This is a genomic window from Caulobacter flavus, from assembly GCF_003722335.1.
In the GTDB taxonomy this organism is placed as follows: Bacteria; Pseudomonadota; Alphaproteobacteria; order Caulobacterales; family Caulobacteraceae; genus Caulobacter; species Caulobacter flavus.
The window spans coordinates 3,644,015-3,661,011 of the sequence record NZ_CP026100.1 but is presented as its reverse complement, the minus strand read 5'-3'; the positions used below and the strand labels follow the sequence as shown (position 1 = coordinate 3,661,011).

8 protein-coding genes are annotated in these 16,997 nt (G+C 73.0%); 5 read left to right on the top strand and 3 right to left on the bottom strand.

The features are described 5' to 3' along the window. Positions 1-104: 104 nt before the first annotated feature. Positions 105-317, top strand: a complete 213-nt coding sequence (locus C1707_RS16685; RefSeq protein ID WP_101713252.1) for a DUF2188 domain-containing protein — start codon at positions 105-107, stop codon at positions 315-317. 14 nt (positions 318-331) lie between these two features. Here C1707_RS16685 and C1707_RS16680 read toward each other — a convergent pair whose 3' ends face one another. The 3 genes from C1707_RS16680 to C1707_RS26215 form a co-directional block, all read right to left on the bottom strand. Beyond that, complete coding sequence (locus C1707_RS16680; protein ID WP_101713253.1) at positions 332-1,021, bottom strand: DedA family protein; 690 nt, start codon at positions 1,019-1,021, stop codon at positions 332-334. A gap of 163 nt (positions 1,022-1,184) precedes the next feature. Then, complete coding sequence (locus C1707_RS16675; RefSeq protein WP_123170769.1) at positions 1,185-5,612, bottom strand: autotransporter outer membrane beta-barrel domain-containing protein; 4,428 nt, start codon at positions 5,610-5,612, stop codon at positions 1,185-1,187. Positions 5,613-5,794: 182 nt separating this feature from the next. Continuing rightward, entirely contained in the window at positions 5,795-13,480 is a 7,686-nt protein-coding gene (locus tag C1707_RS26215; RefSeq protein WP_164467377.1) for a hypothetical protein, read from the bottom strand. Positions 13,481-14,074: 594 nt separating this feature from the next. On the opposite strand from C1707_RS26215, the gene C1707_RS16655 reads away from it, so the two are divergent. The 4 genes from C1707_RS16655 to C1707_RS16640 all read left to right on the top strand — a co-directional run bounded on the left by C1707_RS16655 (position 14,075) and on the right by C1707_RS16640 (position 16,995). Further along, entirely contained in the window at positions 14,075-14,257 is a 183-nt protein-coding gene (locus tag C1707_RS16655) for a Flp family type IVb pilin (RefSeq protein WP_058347900.1), read from the top strand. A 98-nt stretch (positions 14,258-14,355) separates the two neighbouring features. Continuing rightward, positions 14,356-15,249 carry a Flp pilus assembly protein CpaB gene (gene cpaB, locus C1707_RS16650; protein ID WP_101713255.1) on the top strand — a complete coding sequence of 298 codons (894 nt, stop codon included), beginning with the start codon at positions 14,356-14,358 and terminating at the stop codon, positions 15,247-15,249. A 71-nt stretch (positions 15,250-15,320) separates the two neighbouring features. Further along, complete coding sequence (locus tag C1707_RS16645) at positions 15,321-16,706, top strand: type II and III secretion system protein family protein (RefSeq protein WP_164467376.1); 1,386 nt, start codon at positions 15,321-15,323, stop codon at positions 16,704-16,706. Beyond that, a complete protein-coding gene (locus tag C1707_RS16640) occupies positions 16,693-16,995 on the top strand; it encodes a hypothetical protein (RefSeq protein WP_145998374.1) in 303 nt (100 codons plus the stop codon). The genes C1707_RS16645 and C1707_RS16640 overlap by 14 nt, the downstream gene beginning before the upstream one ends. Positions 16,996-16,997 lie beyond the last annotated feature (2 nt).

Here is a 16,997-nt window from a genome sequence, read left to right as displayed (position 1 = left end):
CAGACCCCGGCAACACTTCGTCGCGAACAGAGCGAACGGAGCGGTGAACCCTTTTCGACGGCCGGCGTTTGGCAGCCCGAGTTCAGCGTACGAAGGGGTGCGACATGCCAGAGATCGTCGATGTCGTTCCGTGCGAAGGCGGCTGGTGCGTGCGGGTTCACGCCACCGGCGAGGTGCTGCATTTCGCGGGCGGCGGCGAGGCCGAACGGCGCGCGCGCAGGCTGGCGCAGGACGCGTCAATGCCCGTCGAGGTGCGGATTCACGATCGCGGAGGCCGTCTGGTCGGCCGCTGGATGACCCACGGCGCGGCAGCCTAGAGCCCCGCGTCGCGTCAGGCGCGCTTGGGCTTCAGTTCGACGACCTGCACCGCGACCTCGGTCGAGGCGGCGGCCCGGGCCTTGGCGGCGGCAGCGCCGCGGCGCGAGGCGGCCAGACGCCAGGCGACCACGACGCCGAGGACGGTCAGGGCGACGCCGGCCGAGATGGCCAGGCCCAGCTCCAGGCTGACGCCCGACAGGCTGCGGGCGGCCAGATAGCCGGGCGCCAGCAGGCTGGCGATCCAGACGATGGCCGACAGGAAGTTGGCGGTCTGGAAGGTCAGGGACTTCATCTGCAGGATGCCGGCCATGATCGGCACGAAGGCCCGCAGCGGACCGAAGAAGCGGCCGATGAAGATCGAGGCGACGCCGAAGCGGCGATTGAACAGCCGGGTGCGGGCGATGGTGCGGCGATGGTCGCGGAAGGCGGGGATGCGCAGCGCGCGCGGACCCAGGCGACGGCCCAGGGCGTAGGACACCGCGTCGCCCAGCACCGCGCCGACGGTGCACCACAGCAGCACTTCGAACGGGTCGAGCACGCCGCCGCCGATCAGTGTGCCGGCCAGCAGCATCAAGGCGGTCGCCGGCACGAAGGCGCCGATCAGCACGAGAGATTCGGCGAAGGTGAGCGCCCCAAGGATCAAGCCCGCCCAGCTCTGGTGCTCGGTGACGAAAGCGGCGACGGATTGAAGCAAGTTGTCCATGGGGGTCCTTCGAGCCACCACATGGAGATCAAGCCGCCTCGCCGCCAGAGCGTTGCGCGCCCTAGCGTCAATTAAACCCGACTGTGCCCCGGATGTCGCACCTCCGGGGACAACTTCGGGAGGAGCCGTGCCGAAACGGCGCCCTCCCGAAGCTCCCGATCTCCTAGAACCGCACCCGCAGGTTCAGGCCGGCGGCCTGGTTGCTGGTGCGGTCGCCGAACTCGGTGGTGTAGTTGAACTTCACCGAAACGCGGTCGTCGCCGATCACGTGGAAGTCGACGCCCGCGCGCCAGCCCGAACGGTCGAGCGCGGTGCGGATCTGCGCCGGGTCGGCCGAGGCGTTGGCGCCCAGCAGCTGGAACGGCATCTGGATCCTGTCGGTCGAGTTGAACAGCCCGCCGACGGTGAACGACACCGCCGCCTGACTGCGGGCCGTCTCCTTCATCACGAAGCCCAGGGTCAGCTCGGGATTGGCCGTGCCGATCCACTGGGTGTCGGAAAGGCCGCGCGCGCCCAGGCCGTCGAGCCCGCGCTCCTCGAAGCGGCGCTGATGCAGGCCCGTGCCCCAGACGTTGAGCGCCGGACGCACGAACAGGCGGCCGTTCTCCATGACGTAGGCGAAGCGGGCGTCGGCGCGCACATAGCCGCTTTCCGGATCGGACTCGGCGCGGCCGATGGTGAAGACGTCGACGAGGCGCGCCGTCTCCATCCACTGCCAGCCGCCCGACAGCGAAAAGGCCATCTCCGCCCCGCCGGAGCGCCGCTTGAAGCCCGCGCCGGCGCTGAAGCCCTGGCCCTGCGACCAGGATCGGCCGCCGTCGACCTTGACCCGGTCGAGGCGCTCGTAGCCCACGGCCGTGGCGAACGACCAGCCGCCGTCCAGCGACTGTTCGAAGCCGCCCCGCAGGCGACCGCCCTCGGCCTTGACGGCCAGGGTGTCGGCGTCGCGCTCGCCGTCGGCCACGGCCCGCTCGATCACCGCCCAGCTGCACTTGCCGTCGACCTGGAGGGTCGGGTTGGCGCAGCCGAACAGCTGCTGCGAGAAACCGTTGGCCGAAGCCAGCTGGCTGCGCAGCGGCGCCAGGTGCGGCTCGGGGTTCAGGTTGGCGAAGATCGCCTTGTAGGCGGCCTCCTGCCCGACCTGCAGGTTGCCGATCAGGGCCATCAGGCGACCGACGCCGCCGCTGTCGCCCAGCGTGATCGCCGAGTTCATGTGCTTGCCCAGCGCCCGCTCGTTCAGGGCCAGGAAGCCCTGGTCGAAGTGGGTGTCGAACGCCAGCTGCACCGCGCCGCCACTGGTCTGGACGCGATAGTCCATGGCCAGGGTGTCGGTGACCTTGAAACCGGCGTCGGTCGCCAAGCCGCCAGCCGAGAACAGCGTCACCGGCTTGGCGTCCTGCAGCCAGGTCAGGGTGACGTCGCCGGTTCCGGCCAGGTTGACGTCGCCGGTGACGTCGACGCGGTCGGAGGCGTAGGGGCCGAAGGCGACGTCGAAGACCGAGCGGCCGGTCGCCGTCTGCACGAAGTGGCCGTCGAGGGCGACCGTGTTGATCACCCGCGCCCCGTAATAGGCGTTGGTCCTGGCGTCGCCGGCGCCATCGAGATTGGCGAAGGTCGCGCCGCCGGCCAGGTCGATCGGCACGCGCGCGGCCGACAGGCCCATCAGGAAGTCGCCGGCGTTGGTGAAGGTCGCCGCGCCGTTCGGGACGGCCTGGGCCGACACGCCGAGGGTAGAGATCCCGCCGCCCGACGTCGACACCGGACCGGTTCCGGCCGGGTCGCGCAGGTCGATGGTCTTGAAGGCCATGAAGGCCCCGCCGACCTGGTTGTCGAAGGCGTTGGTTCCCGCGCCCAGATCGATGTCGCCGATGACGACGCCGCGGTTGTCGACCCGCTCGTCGCCCTGGCCCGAGACGATGGCCTTGCCCGAGACGGCCGAGATCAGGCCGGAGTTGGAAAGGCCGTTGGCCGCGCCGCCGCTGATCTGGACGCCGGCGCCGGTTCCCGAACCGCCGCGCACCGAACCGGTGGTCCGCACGGCGATGTTCCCCGCCCCGTCCTTGCCAAGGCTCTGGGCGAGGACGGCGGTGGAGTCGAGCCCGCCCGCATAGACTTGGCCGGAGAGCACAAGGTCGATCGCCCCGCCCTGCCCCGCGCCGCCGGCCGCGCCGGCGAACTTGCCGTCCACCCAGCCGCCGCCGCCGCCCAGGCTCTGGGCCACGACGCCGTAAGAGCCAGCGCCGCCGGCGAGGATGTCGCCGGTCTGGCGGAAGTCGATATGGCCGCCGTCGCCGACGCCGCCAGCGTTGAGCGCCACGGTCGAGGCGGTCGAGCCGCCGAAGGCCGCGCCGCCGCCGCCGCCGATCGACTGCAGGAAGACGCCGTGGGCGCCCTCGCCGGCCGTCTGGATCGCGCCGCTGTTGGTCAGCACGACGTCGCCGCCGTCGCCAGCCGCGCCGCCGGTCCCGCCGAGGGTGACCGACAGCTTGGGCGAACCGGTCACATGAACCTCGCCGCCGCCCGCGCCGATCGACTGGACCGCCAGGCCCAGGGCGTGGTCGCCCAAGGTGGCGACGCCGCCGGTGAAGGCGCCGGAGACGTCGCCGCCGGACAGGCCCGCGCCGCCCTGGGCGCCGAAGGCCGCCGCGACGTTCGCGCCGCCAGCGCCCGCGCCCGACAGGTTCAGGCCCGCCGAGCCGCCGCCGCCGCCGATCGACTGCAGGATCGCGCCCGTGGCGTTGGCGGCCGTGGTGGTGATCGCGCCGCCTTGCGTCCGCGTGACGCCGCCGCCGGCCGCGCCGGACTGGTTGACGCCGCCCAGGGTCAGGGTGGTGGTCCCCAGCAGGGCGCCGGTTGGAACCGCGAGGTCGCCCGAGGCGCGGCCGCCGCCGCCGCCGATGCTCTGGGCCAGCACGCCGGCCGTGTTGACGCCGGTGGTGACGATCTGGCCGGTGTGCTCGCTGGCGACGGAGCCGCCGCCGACGTCCTGGCCGCCCGAACCGCCGAGATCCAGCTTGACCTGGCTGGCGACCGGCGCGTCGACATTGACCTCGTCCAACTGGCCCGAGAGCAGCAGCTTGAGGTCGATCGCGCCGCCGCCGCCGCCGATCGACTGGGCGAACGAGGCGACGCCGCTCTTGCCGGCCGCGCCGAACGTGCCGCTCGACTTGACCGTGACCTGGCCGCCGGCCGCGCCGGAGACGTTCTCGGCGCCCGCCTTGGCGACGACCATCGGGTCGACGCGGCCGGTGGAGCCGTCGGGCTTGAGATAGGGCTGGCCGGGCAGGCCGATGATCCCCGAGAAGTCGAGGCCCAGGGTCCCGCCGCCGCCGTTGATGCTCTCGGCCTTGATGGCCATGGCCCCGTCGCCGAGCACGGTGATGTCGCCCGAATGGTTGACGCCGACCGCGCCGCCTTGCCCGCCCGAGCCGCCGCCGACGGCGCCGACCGTCGCCGCCAGGGCGTTGGACAGGATCAGGCTCTTGGCCTCGCCGGTCAGGCTGAAGCCCATCTGGGCGTCGCCGCCGCCGCCGCCGATGCTCTGGGCGACGATGCCGTGGGCGCGGGCGCCGGTGGTCAGGATGCGGCCGCTGTTAGCGACGATCACCTCGCCGCCGTCTCCGCCGTCGCCGCCGATCCCGCCCAGCGAGACGAGCGGGGCGTTCGACAGCGCGCCGATCAGCAGGTTGGCTGCGATGACCATGCCGCCGTTGCCGCCGCCGCCGCCGATCGACTGGGCCAGCACGCCGTAGGCGTCCGCGCCGGTGGTCTGGATCAGGCCGGCGTTGTCGACGACGACCTTGCCGGCCCCGTCGCCGGTTCCGCCGAAACCGCCGATGTTGAGGCCGACCGAAGCGCTGTTCTCGCCGCTCTTCAGGGCCGTCAGCGACAGGATGGTCGAGCCGTTGCCGCCGCCGCCGCCCAGGCTCTGGGCGAAGATGCCGTACGCCCGCTCGCCCGAGGTCGAGATCGTGCCGCTGTCCTTGACGCCGGCCACGGCGCGGTTGGTCACGGTGACGTCGCCGCCCGTGCCGCCGTCGCCGCCGGAGCCGCCGATGTTCATGACGTAGCGGTGGCTCTGCTTGTCGGCGCCAGTGTAGCCGCCGACCACCTCGGCGACGATGCCGCCGTCGCCGCCGCCGCCGCCGATGCTGTTGGCTGAAATGCCGGCCGCGCCGCGTCCCTCGGTGACGATCAGGCCGGTGTTGAGCACCTCGACCATGCCGCCAGCGGCGCCGGTTCCGCCAGAGCCGCCGATGTTGAGGTCGAAGGAGTCGTTGCTGTTCGTGCCCTGGGCGCGGACGTTGAGGACCGCGCCGCCGATGCCGCCGCCGCCGCCGATCGACTGGGCGCGAATGCCGAAGGCCTCGTCGCCCTTGGTGTAGACGACGCCGCTGCTCTTGACCTCGACCGCGCCGCCGACCGCGCCGCTGCCGCCGTCGCCGCCGACGCTGACCGTGGCGGTGCGGGTGGTCGTGCCGGAAGGCGCGCCGCCGATCTGCAGGGCGACCGTGCGGGTCATGCCGCCGAGACCGCCGCCGCCGCCGACAGCCTGGGCCAGGATGCCGTCGGAGCGCGCCCCCTCGGTCACTATGGTCGCGGCGCTGTCGACTTCGACCTTGCCCGAGATCGCGCCGACGCCGCCCTTGCCGCCGACGCCGACAGCCGCCGCGGCCGAAGAACGGACGATGGTGTTGGAAGCGCCGCCGCCGACGCCGCCGCCGCCGCCCAGGCTCTGGGCGAAAATTCCCCGCGCGTCGTCGCCGCGCGTGGTCAGCCCCCCTCGGCCTTGACCGAGACGTCGCCGCCTTCGGCCCCAAGGCCGCCGTCGAGACCGACGCTGATCGCGCCGCCGAAGGACTCGGCGTTCTCGCCCTGCCCGCGCGTGCCGGTGATGCTGACCGTGGTGGCGCTCGACGCGCCGCCGCCACCGCCCACCGACTGGGCGAAGATGGCCGAGGACTCGTTCCCCGTGGTGTCGATGACGCCCTTGGAATTGACGTCGACCTTGCCGCCGACCCCGCCCGACCCGCCCAGGCGGCCGATGGTGATGTTGACCTCGTTGCGGTTCAGCGGCCCCATGGCCATGTCCAGGCCGGTGTTGCCGCCGCCGCCGCCGATCGACTGGGCGCGCAGGCCCACCGAGTTGTCTCCCTTGGTGACGATGGTCCCAAGGTGGTCGACCGTCACGTCGGCGCCGTCGCCGGCTGCGCCGGTGGCGCCGCCGATGGCCATGTTCAGGGCGGTGGCGTCCTTAAGTACGCCCGCGCCGATGTTGAAGGCGCCCGAACCGCCGCCGCCGCCGACGCTCTGCGCCAGCAGGCCGTCGCTGTGGGCGCCGTCGGTGACGATATTGCCCGCGTGCGTGACGTCGACCGTGTCGCCCGAGCCTGCACCCGCCCCGTCGCCGCCGACAGTGATGATCGCCGCGACCGGGTTGTCGGACTTGTTGCCGACGGTGGCGGCGATGGTGAAGTTCATCCCCGCCGAGCCGCCGCCGCCGCCGATGCTCTGGGCGACGAGGCCGCTGGAATTGTCGCCGAAGGTGCGGATCAGGTGGGCGTCGAGCGAGCCGTCGTCGGCGTAGCCGCGCACGACGGTGACCATGCCGGCGTTGCCGCCCGAACCGCCCGAGCCGCCGATGCCCAGGGCGATCGGGTTGCCGGAGGGCGCGATGGCGCCGGTGGCGCTGACGCCGCCCACCCCGCCGCCGCCGCCGATCGACTGGACGAGGATGCCCTTGGCGCCGCCGGTGAACGCGACGGCCTCCAGCGTGTCCTGGCCGGCGACCGGATTGGCCTTGAGCTTGCCGTTGACGATGACGTCGCCGACGCTGTCCAGCGAGACGTCGCCGGCGTCGGCGCCGGTCCCGCCCTTGCCGCCGACGCCCACGGCGATGGCGTAGCCGTTCGAGGGCGAGGTCGACTTGCCCATGTTGACGTCGGCCGCGACGTTGAGGCCGCCCGAGCCGCCGCCGCCGGCGACGCTCTGGACCAGTATGCCGATGGCGTCGACGCCCTCGACCCAGACCTGGCCGTCCTGGGCGACCGTGACGTCGCCGCTGATGTTGCCCGCGCCGCCGAAGCCGCCCAGGCCGAAGACGATCGACGGTTCCTTGTTCGAGGTGTCGGCGCTGACGCCGCCCGAGATGTTGATGCCGCCCGCGCCGCCGCCGCCGCCGATCGACTGGGCCATCAGGCCCCTCGAGCGGTCGCCGGCCGCGAACAGGTTGGCGGTGACGTCGGCCTCGACGCCCTTGCCGACGCCGCCGTCTCCGCCGAAGCCGCCGATCCCGGCGGTCAGCTGGCCGTCGAGCGCGATGCCGCCCGAGACGTTGATGCCGCCCGCGCCGCCGCCGCCGCCGATCGACTGGGCGACCGCCGCGTAGCGGTCGTCGCCGACGGCCGTGACCTGCACGTGGTCGGCGGTCGGGCCGGCGATGGTCAGGCCGACCTTGCCCGCGTCGCCGCCCGCGCCGCCAAAGCCGCCGACGCCGAGCGAGATCGCCCGGCCGGACGACGAGCCGCCCGGGGTGGTCAGAGACAGCTGGCCGGTGACGTTGAGGCCGCCCGAGCCGCCGCCGCCGCCGATGCTCTGGGCCACGACGCCGTTGGAGCCGTTCAGGCGCGCGCGGTCGGCCGGGATGGTGAAGGTGAAGTCCGTGCCGGCCGCCAGCAGCGGGATGGTCACCATCGTCTCGGGCGTGGTGACGTCGGAGCCGACGCCCTGGGCCCAGACATTGCCGGTGACGGTGGCCTTGACGTCGCCCGCCTGACCGCCGTCGCCGCCGAAGCCGCCCAGGCCGAAGCCGAAGCTGCCCGCGCTGCCCTTGGTGGTCGCCGACAAGCCGCCGGCGACGTTGATGCCGCCCCGGCCGCCGCCGCCGGCGACGCTCTGGGCGATGACGCCGTCGGAGTTGGCGCCGTCGGTGACGGTGTCGCCGACGCGCGTGAGGGTCACCGCACCGGAGTCGCCGCCCGAACCGCCGAAGCCCCCGATGCCGACGGAGCCCGTGCCGGCCGTGCCGGCGCTGACCGCCACCGCGCCCGAGACGTTGAGGCCGCCCGAACCGCCGCCGCCGCCGATCGACTGCGCCACCACGCCGTCTGCCTCGTCGCCCGAGGTCTGGTAGCGGCCGGTCACGGTTCCGGTGACGTCCTTGGCGTCGCCGCCGCCTCCGCCGAAGCCGCCGACGCCCAGGCCGATGGCCACGGCCGCATTGCTGCCTGCCGACAGCGCGACCGAGCCGCTGACGTTGATCCCGCCGTTGCCGCCGCCGCCGCCCAGGCTCTGCAGCATGGCGCCGAACGAGCCGTCACCCTCGGTGGTGACGTTGCCCGTCAGCACGCCCTTGACGATGTCGCCGTCGCCGCCGCCGCCGCCAAAGCCGCCCAGGCCGAAGCCGACAGCGCCGTTGGCGCCCTGCGAGGCGCTGACCAGGCCCGTGACGTTGAAGCCGCCCGAACCGCCGCCGCCGCCCACGCTCTGCAGCAGGGCGCCGTGGGCGTCGTCGCCCTTGGTCCAGATGTTTCCAGTCAGGGAGGCGTCGACCTCGCCGGCCTTGCCGCCGTCGCCGCCGAAGCCGCCTACCCCGACGCCCAGCGTGCCGGTTCCGCCGCCGCTGGCGGCGAGGCTGATCCCGCCGGTGATGTTGAAGGCGCCCGCGCCGCCGCCGCCGCCCAGGCTCTGATAGCTGGCCCCGAAGGCGCGATCGCCCACCGTGACGATGTCGCCGGTGACCCCGCCGTCGACCTTGCCCGCGTCGCCGCCCTTGCCGCCGAAGCCGCCGACCCCGACCAGGATGTTGCCCGCGACGCTCTTGGACGCGGCGATGCCGCCGGTGACGTTGAAGCCGCCGCTGCCGCCGCCGCCGCCCACGCTCTGGACCAGCACGCCCGAAGCGTCCGCGCCCTTGGTGCCGACGTCGCCGGTGATCTTGCCGGTGACGGCCTTGCCGTCGCCGCCGTCGCCGCCGCCGCCGCCCACGCCGACCCCGATATTGCCCGCGCCGCTCTTGGCCGCCGAGAAACCGCCGGCGACGGTGAAGCCGCCGCTGCCGCCGCCGCCGCCCACCGACTGGGCGACGATGGCGCGCGCGCCCTCGCCTTCCGTGACCGCCGCGATCAGGTCGCCCAGCGGGTCGGCTGCGCCATCGTTGACCTTGAGCGTGACCTTGTCGGCATCGCCGCCCTTGCCGCCCGAACCGCCCACGGCGACGCTGACCGTGCCCGCGCCGTTGGCCGAGACGCCAATGCCGGCTGCGACCGAGAAGCCGCCGCTGCCGCCGCCGCCGCCCACGCTCTGGGCGATGATGGCGTCGCTGCGCGCGCCCTTGGTGGCGGTCGTCCCGGTGACGTCGAGACGGACCTCGCCGCCCTTGCCGCCGTCGCCGCCGCTGCCGCCGACCCCGACGCTGATGCCGCCGGCCGCCGTTGCCGCGCCGCCGATCGAGCCGGAGACGTTGAAGCCGCCGCTGCCGCCGCCGCCGCCGATGCTCTGGGCCACCACGCCGTCGGCGTCGGCGCCTTCGGTCAGGGTGTCGCCGATCATCTTGGCGATTGCCAGCATGCCGTCGCCGCCGCCGCCGCCCGCGCCGCCGACGCCGACCGAGATACCGGCCCCGGCCGTCTGGCCGACGCCGATCGCGCCGGAGACGTTGAAGCCGCCCGAGCCGCCGCCGCCGCCCACGCTCTGCACCAGCAGACCGCCGGACTGGACGCCCTTGGTGTGGATGTCGCCCTCGACCGTGCCCGTGGCCGTGCCGGCGTTGCCGCCCTTGCCGCCCGAACCGCCGACCCCGACCGAAACCCCGACGCCGGCCGTGCCGCCGCCGCCGATCGAGCCGGCGACGTTGAAGCCGCCCGAGCCGCCGCCGCCGCCCACGCTCTGAACGATCACGGCGGTCGAACGGTCGCCGCTGGTGGCGACGTCGCCGCCGATCCGACCCGTGGCGGAGTCGCCGATGCCGCCGTCGCCGCCGCTGCCGCCGACCCCGGCCGAGGCGCCGACGCCGGCCGTGCCGGCCACGGCGATCGCGCCCGAGACGTTGAAACCGCCGCCGCCGCCGCCGCCGCCCACCGACTGGATCAGCGCGCCGATGGAGTCGTCGTCGCCCGTGGTGATCGCGCCGTCGAAGTCGACGTCGACCACGCCGCCCTTGCCGCCCTTGCCGCCGCTGCCGCCGACGCCCACGGCCGCCGAGGCCGAGGCAACGCCGGCGCCCGCGCCCGAGAAGCTGACGGTGTAGCCGCCGTTGCCGCCGCCGCCGCCCACGCTCTGGGCGACGAGGCCGGTGGAGAACTTGCCTTCGGTGACGATCGCCCCGCCCGACTTGATGTCGACCAGGCCGCCTTCGCCGCCGTCGCCGCCCTTGCCGCCGAGCGCGACAGAGAATGCGGCCGCGGCCGTCTCGCCGGCCGCGAAGGCGAACGACAGCGCAAAGCCGCCGCTGCCGCCACCCCCGCCCACCGACTGGGCGAACAGGCCTTCGGAATAGTCGCCCTTGGTCAGGATCAGCACGTCGCCGTCGATGTCGACCGTGCCGCCCTTGCCGCCGGCCCCGCCGCGGCCGCCCACGGCGGCGCTGGCCCCAACGCCGTAGCCGGCCGAGACCTGGGCCGCGAAGCCGCCCGAGCCGCCGCCGCCGCCCACGCTCTGAGCGAAGATGCCGCGCGCGCGATCGCCGCCAGTGACGATCAGCGGATCGACGAGGCTGCTGGAGCCGCCGGTCGTCGCCGTGCTCTGGCTCAGGTCGATGTCGACCGTCCCGCCCTCGCCGCCCACCGAGCCGTCGCCGCCGATGGCGACGCCCGCGAAGGCGCTGATCGAGATGCTGGAGCCGCCGTTGCCGCCGCCGCCGCCCACGCTCTGGGCGAAGATGCCGTGGGAATCGTCGCCGCCCGCGAAGAGATCGCCCGCGTGCTTGACGGTGACCACGCCGGAGCCGCCGCCGGTGTTGCCGCCGCCGCCGATGGTCAGGAAGACGCCGCCGGTGCTGCCGCCGTCGCCGCCGCCGCCGCCCACGCTCTGGGCCTGGATCGCGCTGGAGAGATCGCCCTTGGTGGTGATCGCGCCGGTGTTGGTCACGGTGACCGCGCCGCCGGTGCTGGCCGCGCCGCCCTTGCCGCCGATGGTCGCCAGGCCGCCGCCGTCGCCGCCGCTGCCGCCGCCGCCGCCCACGCTCTGGGCGAAGATCCCGCGCGCCTTGTCGCCGGCCGTCTCGACCACGCCGCCGTTGGTGACGGTGACCACGCCGCCGGCCCCGCCGCCGCCGGCCGTGCCGCCCAGGGCCACGACGCCGCCGGAGCTGGCGCCCGAACCGCCGCCGCCGCCCACGCTCTGGGCGAAGATGGCGTCCGCGCCCTGCTTAGTGGTCTTCACCGAGCCGCCGGTGGTCACGGTGACCGTCCCGCCCGCGCCGCCGGCCGCGCCGGAGCCGCCCAGCGAGACCAGGCCGCCCGAGCCGGAGGCCGCGCCGCCGCCGCCGCCCACGCTCTGGGCGAAGACGCCGCGGGAATCCACGCCGTCGGTGGAGACGACGCCGCTGCTGGAGACCTCGACCGTTCCGGCCGCGCCGCCCGCGTCGCCCTTGGCGCCCAGCGCCACGAGACCGCCGCTGACGCCGGCGCTGCCGCCGCCGCCGCCGACCGACTGGGCGAAGATCGCATGGGCGTCGGCGCCCTTGGTCGAGACCGTCGCGCCGCTTTCGACCGTGACCTTGGCCAGGCCGCCGGCTCCGCCCGCGCCGCCCCCGGAACCGAGGGCGACCAGGCCGATGGAGACGCCGCCGTTGCCGCCGCCGCCGCCCACCGACTGGGCGAACAGGGCGTGGGCGCCCTGGCCCTCGGTGGCGGTGGCCGAGCCGGACTTGGCGACGATCTGGGCCGAGCCGCCCGTGCCGCCGGCCTTGCCGCTGTCGCCGAAGGTGACGATGCCGCCGGAGTCGCCAGCGTTGCCGCCCGAGCCGCCGATCGATTGGGCCAGCACGCCGTAGGCGTCCTTGCCCTTGGTCTGGATCACGCCGCCCTGGTTGACCAGCACCGCGCCGCCGTTGCCGCCGACCGAGCCGCTGCCGGCGTCGCCGATGATGCCGTAGCTGTCGCCGCCGCCGCCGGCCGCGCCGCCCAGGCTCTGGGCCAGGATGCCGATCGTCCCGGCCTTGCCGGTATGGATGGCGCCGGTGTTGGTGACGGTGACCGAACCGCCTTGGCCGGCCGTGCCCCCCGTGCCGCCGCTGCCGGCGATGTAGCCCGTGCCGCCCTGGCCGCCCTGGCCGCTGCGGCTCTGGGCGAAGATGCCGTGCGAATTGACGCCGTCGGTGACGATGGTCACCGCGCTGCTCAGGGTGACCGTGCCGCCGGCGCCGGCCGCGCCGCCGGCCGCGCCCGGAATGTTGCCGTAGGCGTCGCCGCCCCCGCCGCCATTGCCGCCAACGCTGGAGACCACCACGCCCGGCAGATTGTCGGAAACGACCTGGATGTCGCCCCAGTTGGCCGTGGTCAGATCGTGGCTGACGGTCGGACCCGCCTGGCCCGCGCCGCCGGCGCTGGGGCTGTAGGCGATGGTGGCGCAGCCGATGAACGGGATGCAGATGCTCACGCCGCCGCCGTCGTGGCCGTTGCCGCCGTTGGCCCCGAACTTGGCGTCGGCGAAGGTGTTCACGTCGCCCGTGGCCGGGGTAAACGCGAAACTGCCCGCGCCGGCGCCGCCCGTGCCGGGCGGGGTGGCGACATTGCCGATATCGGTCGACTTGTTGGTGACGACAGCCAGATTATACAGCGGGGTCGTCGTGCCGACTTCTCTGGTGGTGACCCCGACCACCCGGTTGTCGGCGTTCTTAGTGACCGCGGTGACCTCGTAGTTCTTGCCGTCCTGCGGATCGGTGAAGGTGTCGCCGATCGTGGTGGCCAGGAAGATGATGTTGCCGGCGTCGGTGCGGACCGCGGCGGCGTCGGTCAGCTTTTCGACCACCTGCTCGTTGGCGCCCGACACCGGGTTCAGGATCGCGTCGCCGACATTATAGACCGGCAGGGCGGCCATCAGGGCGATCGACACGGCCGACGAGCCCGTCAGCGCCCCGGCCAGGCCCGCGCCCGTCTCGCGCGCGGCGGCGGCCATCGGCGCGGACAGCACCGCGCCGGCGGTGACGATCATGGCCAGGCGCTTCAGCCGCTTGGCGAAGCGGGATCCGGCGACGGTGGTTTCGGCGACCGGGGCCTCGGGCGCGGCCGGATCGTCCTTGGCCAGGGCCAGGCGTTCGGCCAGCCGCCCCAGGGCGGCCTTCAGGGCGGCGGCGTCGGGATCCCCGCGCGGGGAAAGAGACTGGACGAGGCCCAGCACCTGGGCGGCGGCCGCGGCGGCCTCTCGCCGGGAAAGGCCTTCGGTATCGATGGCGTGGATCAGCTGGTCGACGAGCGCGGCGGCCTGAGCCAGCCGCGAAATGGTTTGCTTCTTCGCCACGATCCGAACCCCCAGGCGCCAAACCGTGACTGGATGGTGATATTCGAGTTCACAAACCAGCAGTTTCTCTCCGGGGTTGACCGATACGGCCGCCGCGGACGGCCCGCCGAGCCCCCAAGAGCAGTCGACGGCCAGAGCGTCATCCTGTCGCACCGCGCGCGTCCAACGCCCTTTAAAATCCAATTAATTCAATGAGAAGGTGATCGTTCATACGCGATCACCACATCCAGGAGGGATGCGCGGCACGGCGCCTGGTGCGAGCCTTTCGACACCCCCAAATTGAGTAATACAACTTACAGAGGTGGAGAAGCGGACATTCGCCAAGCGAAGCGCTCGCATCGACAACCAGCCAGCGGACAACGGCCATACACACTCAAAAGTATATTCGCCAAACACGCGACGTTTGCGCCTCAAATACTGAAAAATAGTCCATTTGACATATGCCAGACCGCCCTTCGTATCGATTTCATATTAAAGCGGCCGATGTATTTACTTACCAAACCGTTAAGCCGTTAATTCACGGCGAAGGGGGAAACCTCTTCTTTGTCCGCAGCAAAAGAAGCGCGGCCGAGAACACTTAGAGGAGGATACGCCATGAATACTCTGCGTGAACTGATCTTCGAGGAAGACGGCGCGGCCGCGGCCGAATACGCCCTGATCCTGGCCATCATCGGCAGCGCCATCGCCGTCGCGGCGGTGCTGCTGGGCACCAACATCGGGACCGCCATCACGGACGCCGCCACCTGCGTGGCCAATCCGTCGGCCGCGAACTGCTGAACCAAGTCGTCGGCGGCGCGGGGCGGCAAGCCGCGTCGCCGACCCATGGCGGTGAGCCAGGACAGGCTCCCCGCTGACGTGGGGAGGGGGTCGCAACAATGCAGACGAAAACCGTCATATCCCTTGGCGCGGCCGCTGTGCTGGGCCTGGGCGCCGTGCTCGCCGCACGGGTCTATATGAGCGCCGGGCGCGTTGACGTCCCGGTGATCAAGGAAACCGGCTCGACGCCCGTCGTCGTCGCCAGCCAGCCTCTGGCGAGAGGCTTCAAGCTCCAGTCCACGGTGCTCAAGGTCGCGCACTATCCGACCGACGCCGTGCCGGCGGGCGCCTTCCGCTCCATCCCCGAGGCCGCAGCCGGTCCGGGCGGGGCGCGCATCGCGCTCAAGGACATCGCCGCCAACGAGCCGATCCTTGCCGACCGCGTGTCGGGCTCGGGCGGCCGCTCCAACCTCGCCAGTTCGCTGGGCGAAGGCATGCGGGCGGTCTCGCTGCGGGCCAACGACGTCGCCGGCGTCGGCGGGTTCGTACTGCCGGGCGACCGGGTCGACGTGCTGCTGACCCGCAGCAAGGACAACAACCAGCCCGAGACCAGCCTGACCCAGGTGCTGGCCGAGAACGTCCGCGTCGTCGGCGTCGACCAGTCCGACGACCAGGGCGCCGACAAGCCGGTGGTGGTCAAGGCCATCACCGTCGAGGTCACGCCCGACCAGGCCCAGGCCATCACCCTGGCCCAGGCGGTCGGCGCGGTGTCGCTGTCGCTGCGGCAGATCTCGGACCAGGCCCCGCTGGGCCGCCGGACCATGACGCTGTCGGACCTGTCGCGCGGCATGGGCCCCACCCAGGTCTCGACGTCCTCGCCGGCGCCCATGCGCGCCGTCGCGCCCCGTCGCCCGGCCGCGCCCCGGCCCGCCGCCGCCTCCATGCCGCCGTCGTCCACCGAGGTCCGCGTGACGCGCGGCGTCGAGACGACCGGCTATCGGGTGGGGCTGTGACCATGGCCTCGCTCGCCCCCTCTCCCGCCCGCCGGCGCGCCAGCAAGGCGCGCGGCGCAGGACCCGCTCACATGACCCTGAAACGCTCGCTGCTGGCCGCGGCCGCCGGCCTGCTGCCCCTGCTGGCGGCGGTCCCGACCACCGCCCTGGCCCAAGCCCCCGCCGCCCTCTCCGACGTCGCCGTCCGCAAGGTCGAGGTCAACGTCGCCGTCGGCAAGGCCCAGGTGCTGGAGCTTCCCGCGCCCTACACCGACATCATGATCGGCAATCCAGAGACGGCCGACGTGCTGCCCCTGACCTCGCGGTCGGTCTACGTCGTCGGCAAGAAGCTTGGCGGCACGACGCTCACCGCCTACGGCCCGGGCCGCCGGCTGGTGGCCGCCGCCAACGTGGTGGTGGCCGCCGACGTCGAGACCCTGCGCCAGCGGATGCGCGACGCCCTGCCCAACGAGGAGAACCTGAGGGTCGCCTCGGGCAACCAGTCGATCGTGCTGACGGGCACCGCCAGCAGCGGCGCGGTGGCCGGGCGGGCCGCGGCCCTGGCCGAGAGCTTCGCGCCGGGCCAGGTGGTCAACATGCTGTCGGTCCAGGGCAGCCAGCAGGTCACGCTGTCGGTGCGCATCGTCGAGATGGAGCGCGCCACGGCCAAGGCCCTGCGGCTGAACATGAACACCGCCAATCCCGCTTCGCCGAACTACCACAACTTCGTCATCGGCACCGGCGACACCGGGGTGGCCACCACCCTGACCGACACCTTCGGGCTGCTGAAGTTCCCGCTGCGGGCCGGCGACGTCGACCTGGACGTGCTGTTCGACGCGCTGGAGACCAAGGGCCTGGTCAAGACCCTGGCCGAGCCGAACCTGACGGCGATGTCGGGCGACACCGCCAACTTCCTGGCCGGCGGCGAATTCCCCGTGCCGGTCGCCCAGAACCAGAACAACGGCCAGTCGACGATCACGGTCGAGTTCAAGCAGTTCGGCATCGGCCTGGCCTTCACCCCCACCGTCCTGCAGGACGGCATGGTGAACCTGGTGGTCAATCCCGAGGTCTCGAGCATCGACCCCAACGCCTCGTTCGTCAGCAACGGCCTGCGGATCCCCGGCATCAAGGTGCGCCGGGCCAAGACCACGGTCGAGCTGCGCGACGGCGAGTCCTTCACCATCGCGGGCCTGATCCGCGACGACTACCAGGACCAGATCCGGCAGTTCCCCATGCTGGGCGACCTGCCGATCCTGGGCTCGCTGTTCCGCTCGACGAGCTACCAGCGCAACCAGACCGAACTGGTGATCCTGGTCACGCCGCACCTGGTGCGCCCCACACGGGCCCGGCAGGCGACGCCCGCCGACAACTTCGTCCCGCCGTCCGACACCGAGCTGTTCCTGCTGGGCAAGACCCAGTCGAGCCAGCGACCAGCCAAGGGAGGGGTCGATGGACCTCAAGGCCATGTCCTTCAATAGGCTCCTGCTGGCCGCCGCGGCGCTCGCCGCTTCCGGGGCCGCCCTGGCCGGGTGCACCGACGCCCGCAAGGACCTGTCGCCGGACTTCGGCGTGGCCCTGCGCAGCAACCTCGCCGCCCAGATCGCCGACCCGGAGGCCCGCTACGAGGGCGTGCTGCAGCCCGGCGGCGACGGGGTCCGGGCCGCCCTGGCGGCGACCCGCTACGGCAAGAACCAGGTGGTCCAGCCCGTCCAGGCCAGCACCTCCAGCATCGACAACAAGGGAGCGGCCAAGTCCCCGGCCAACTGATC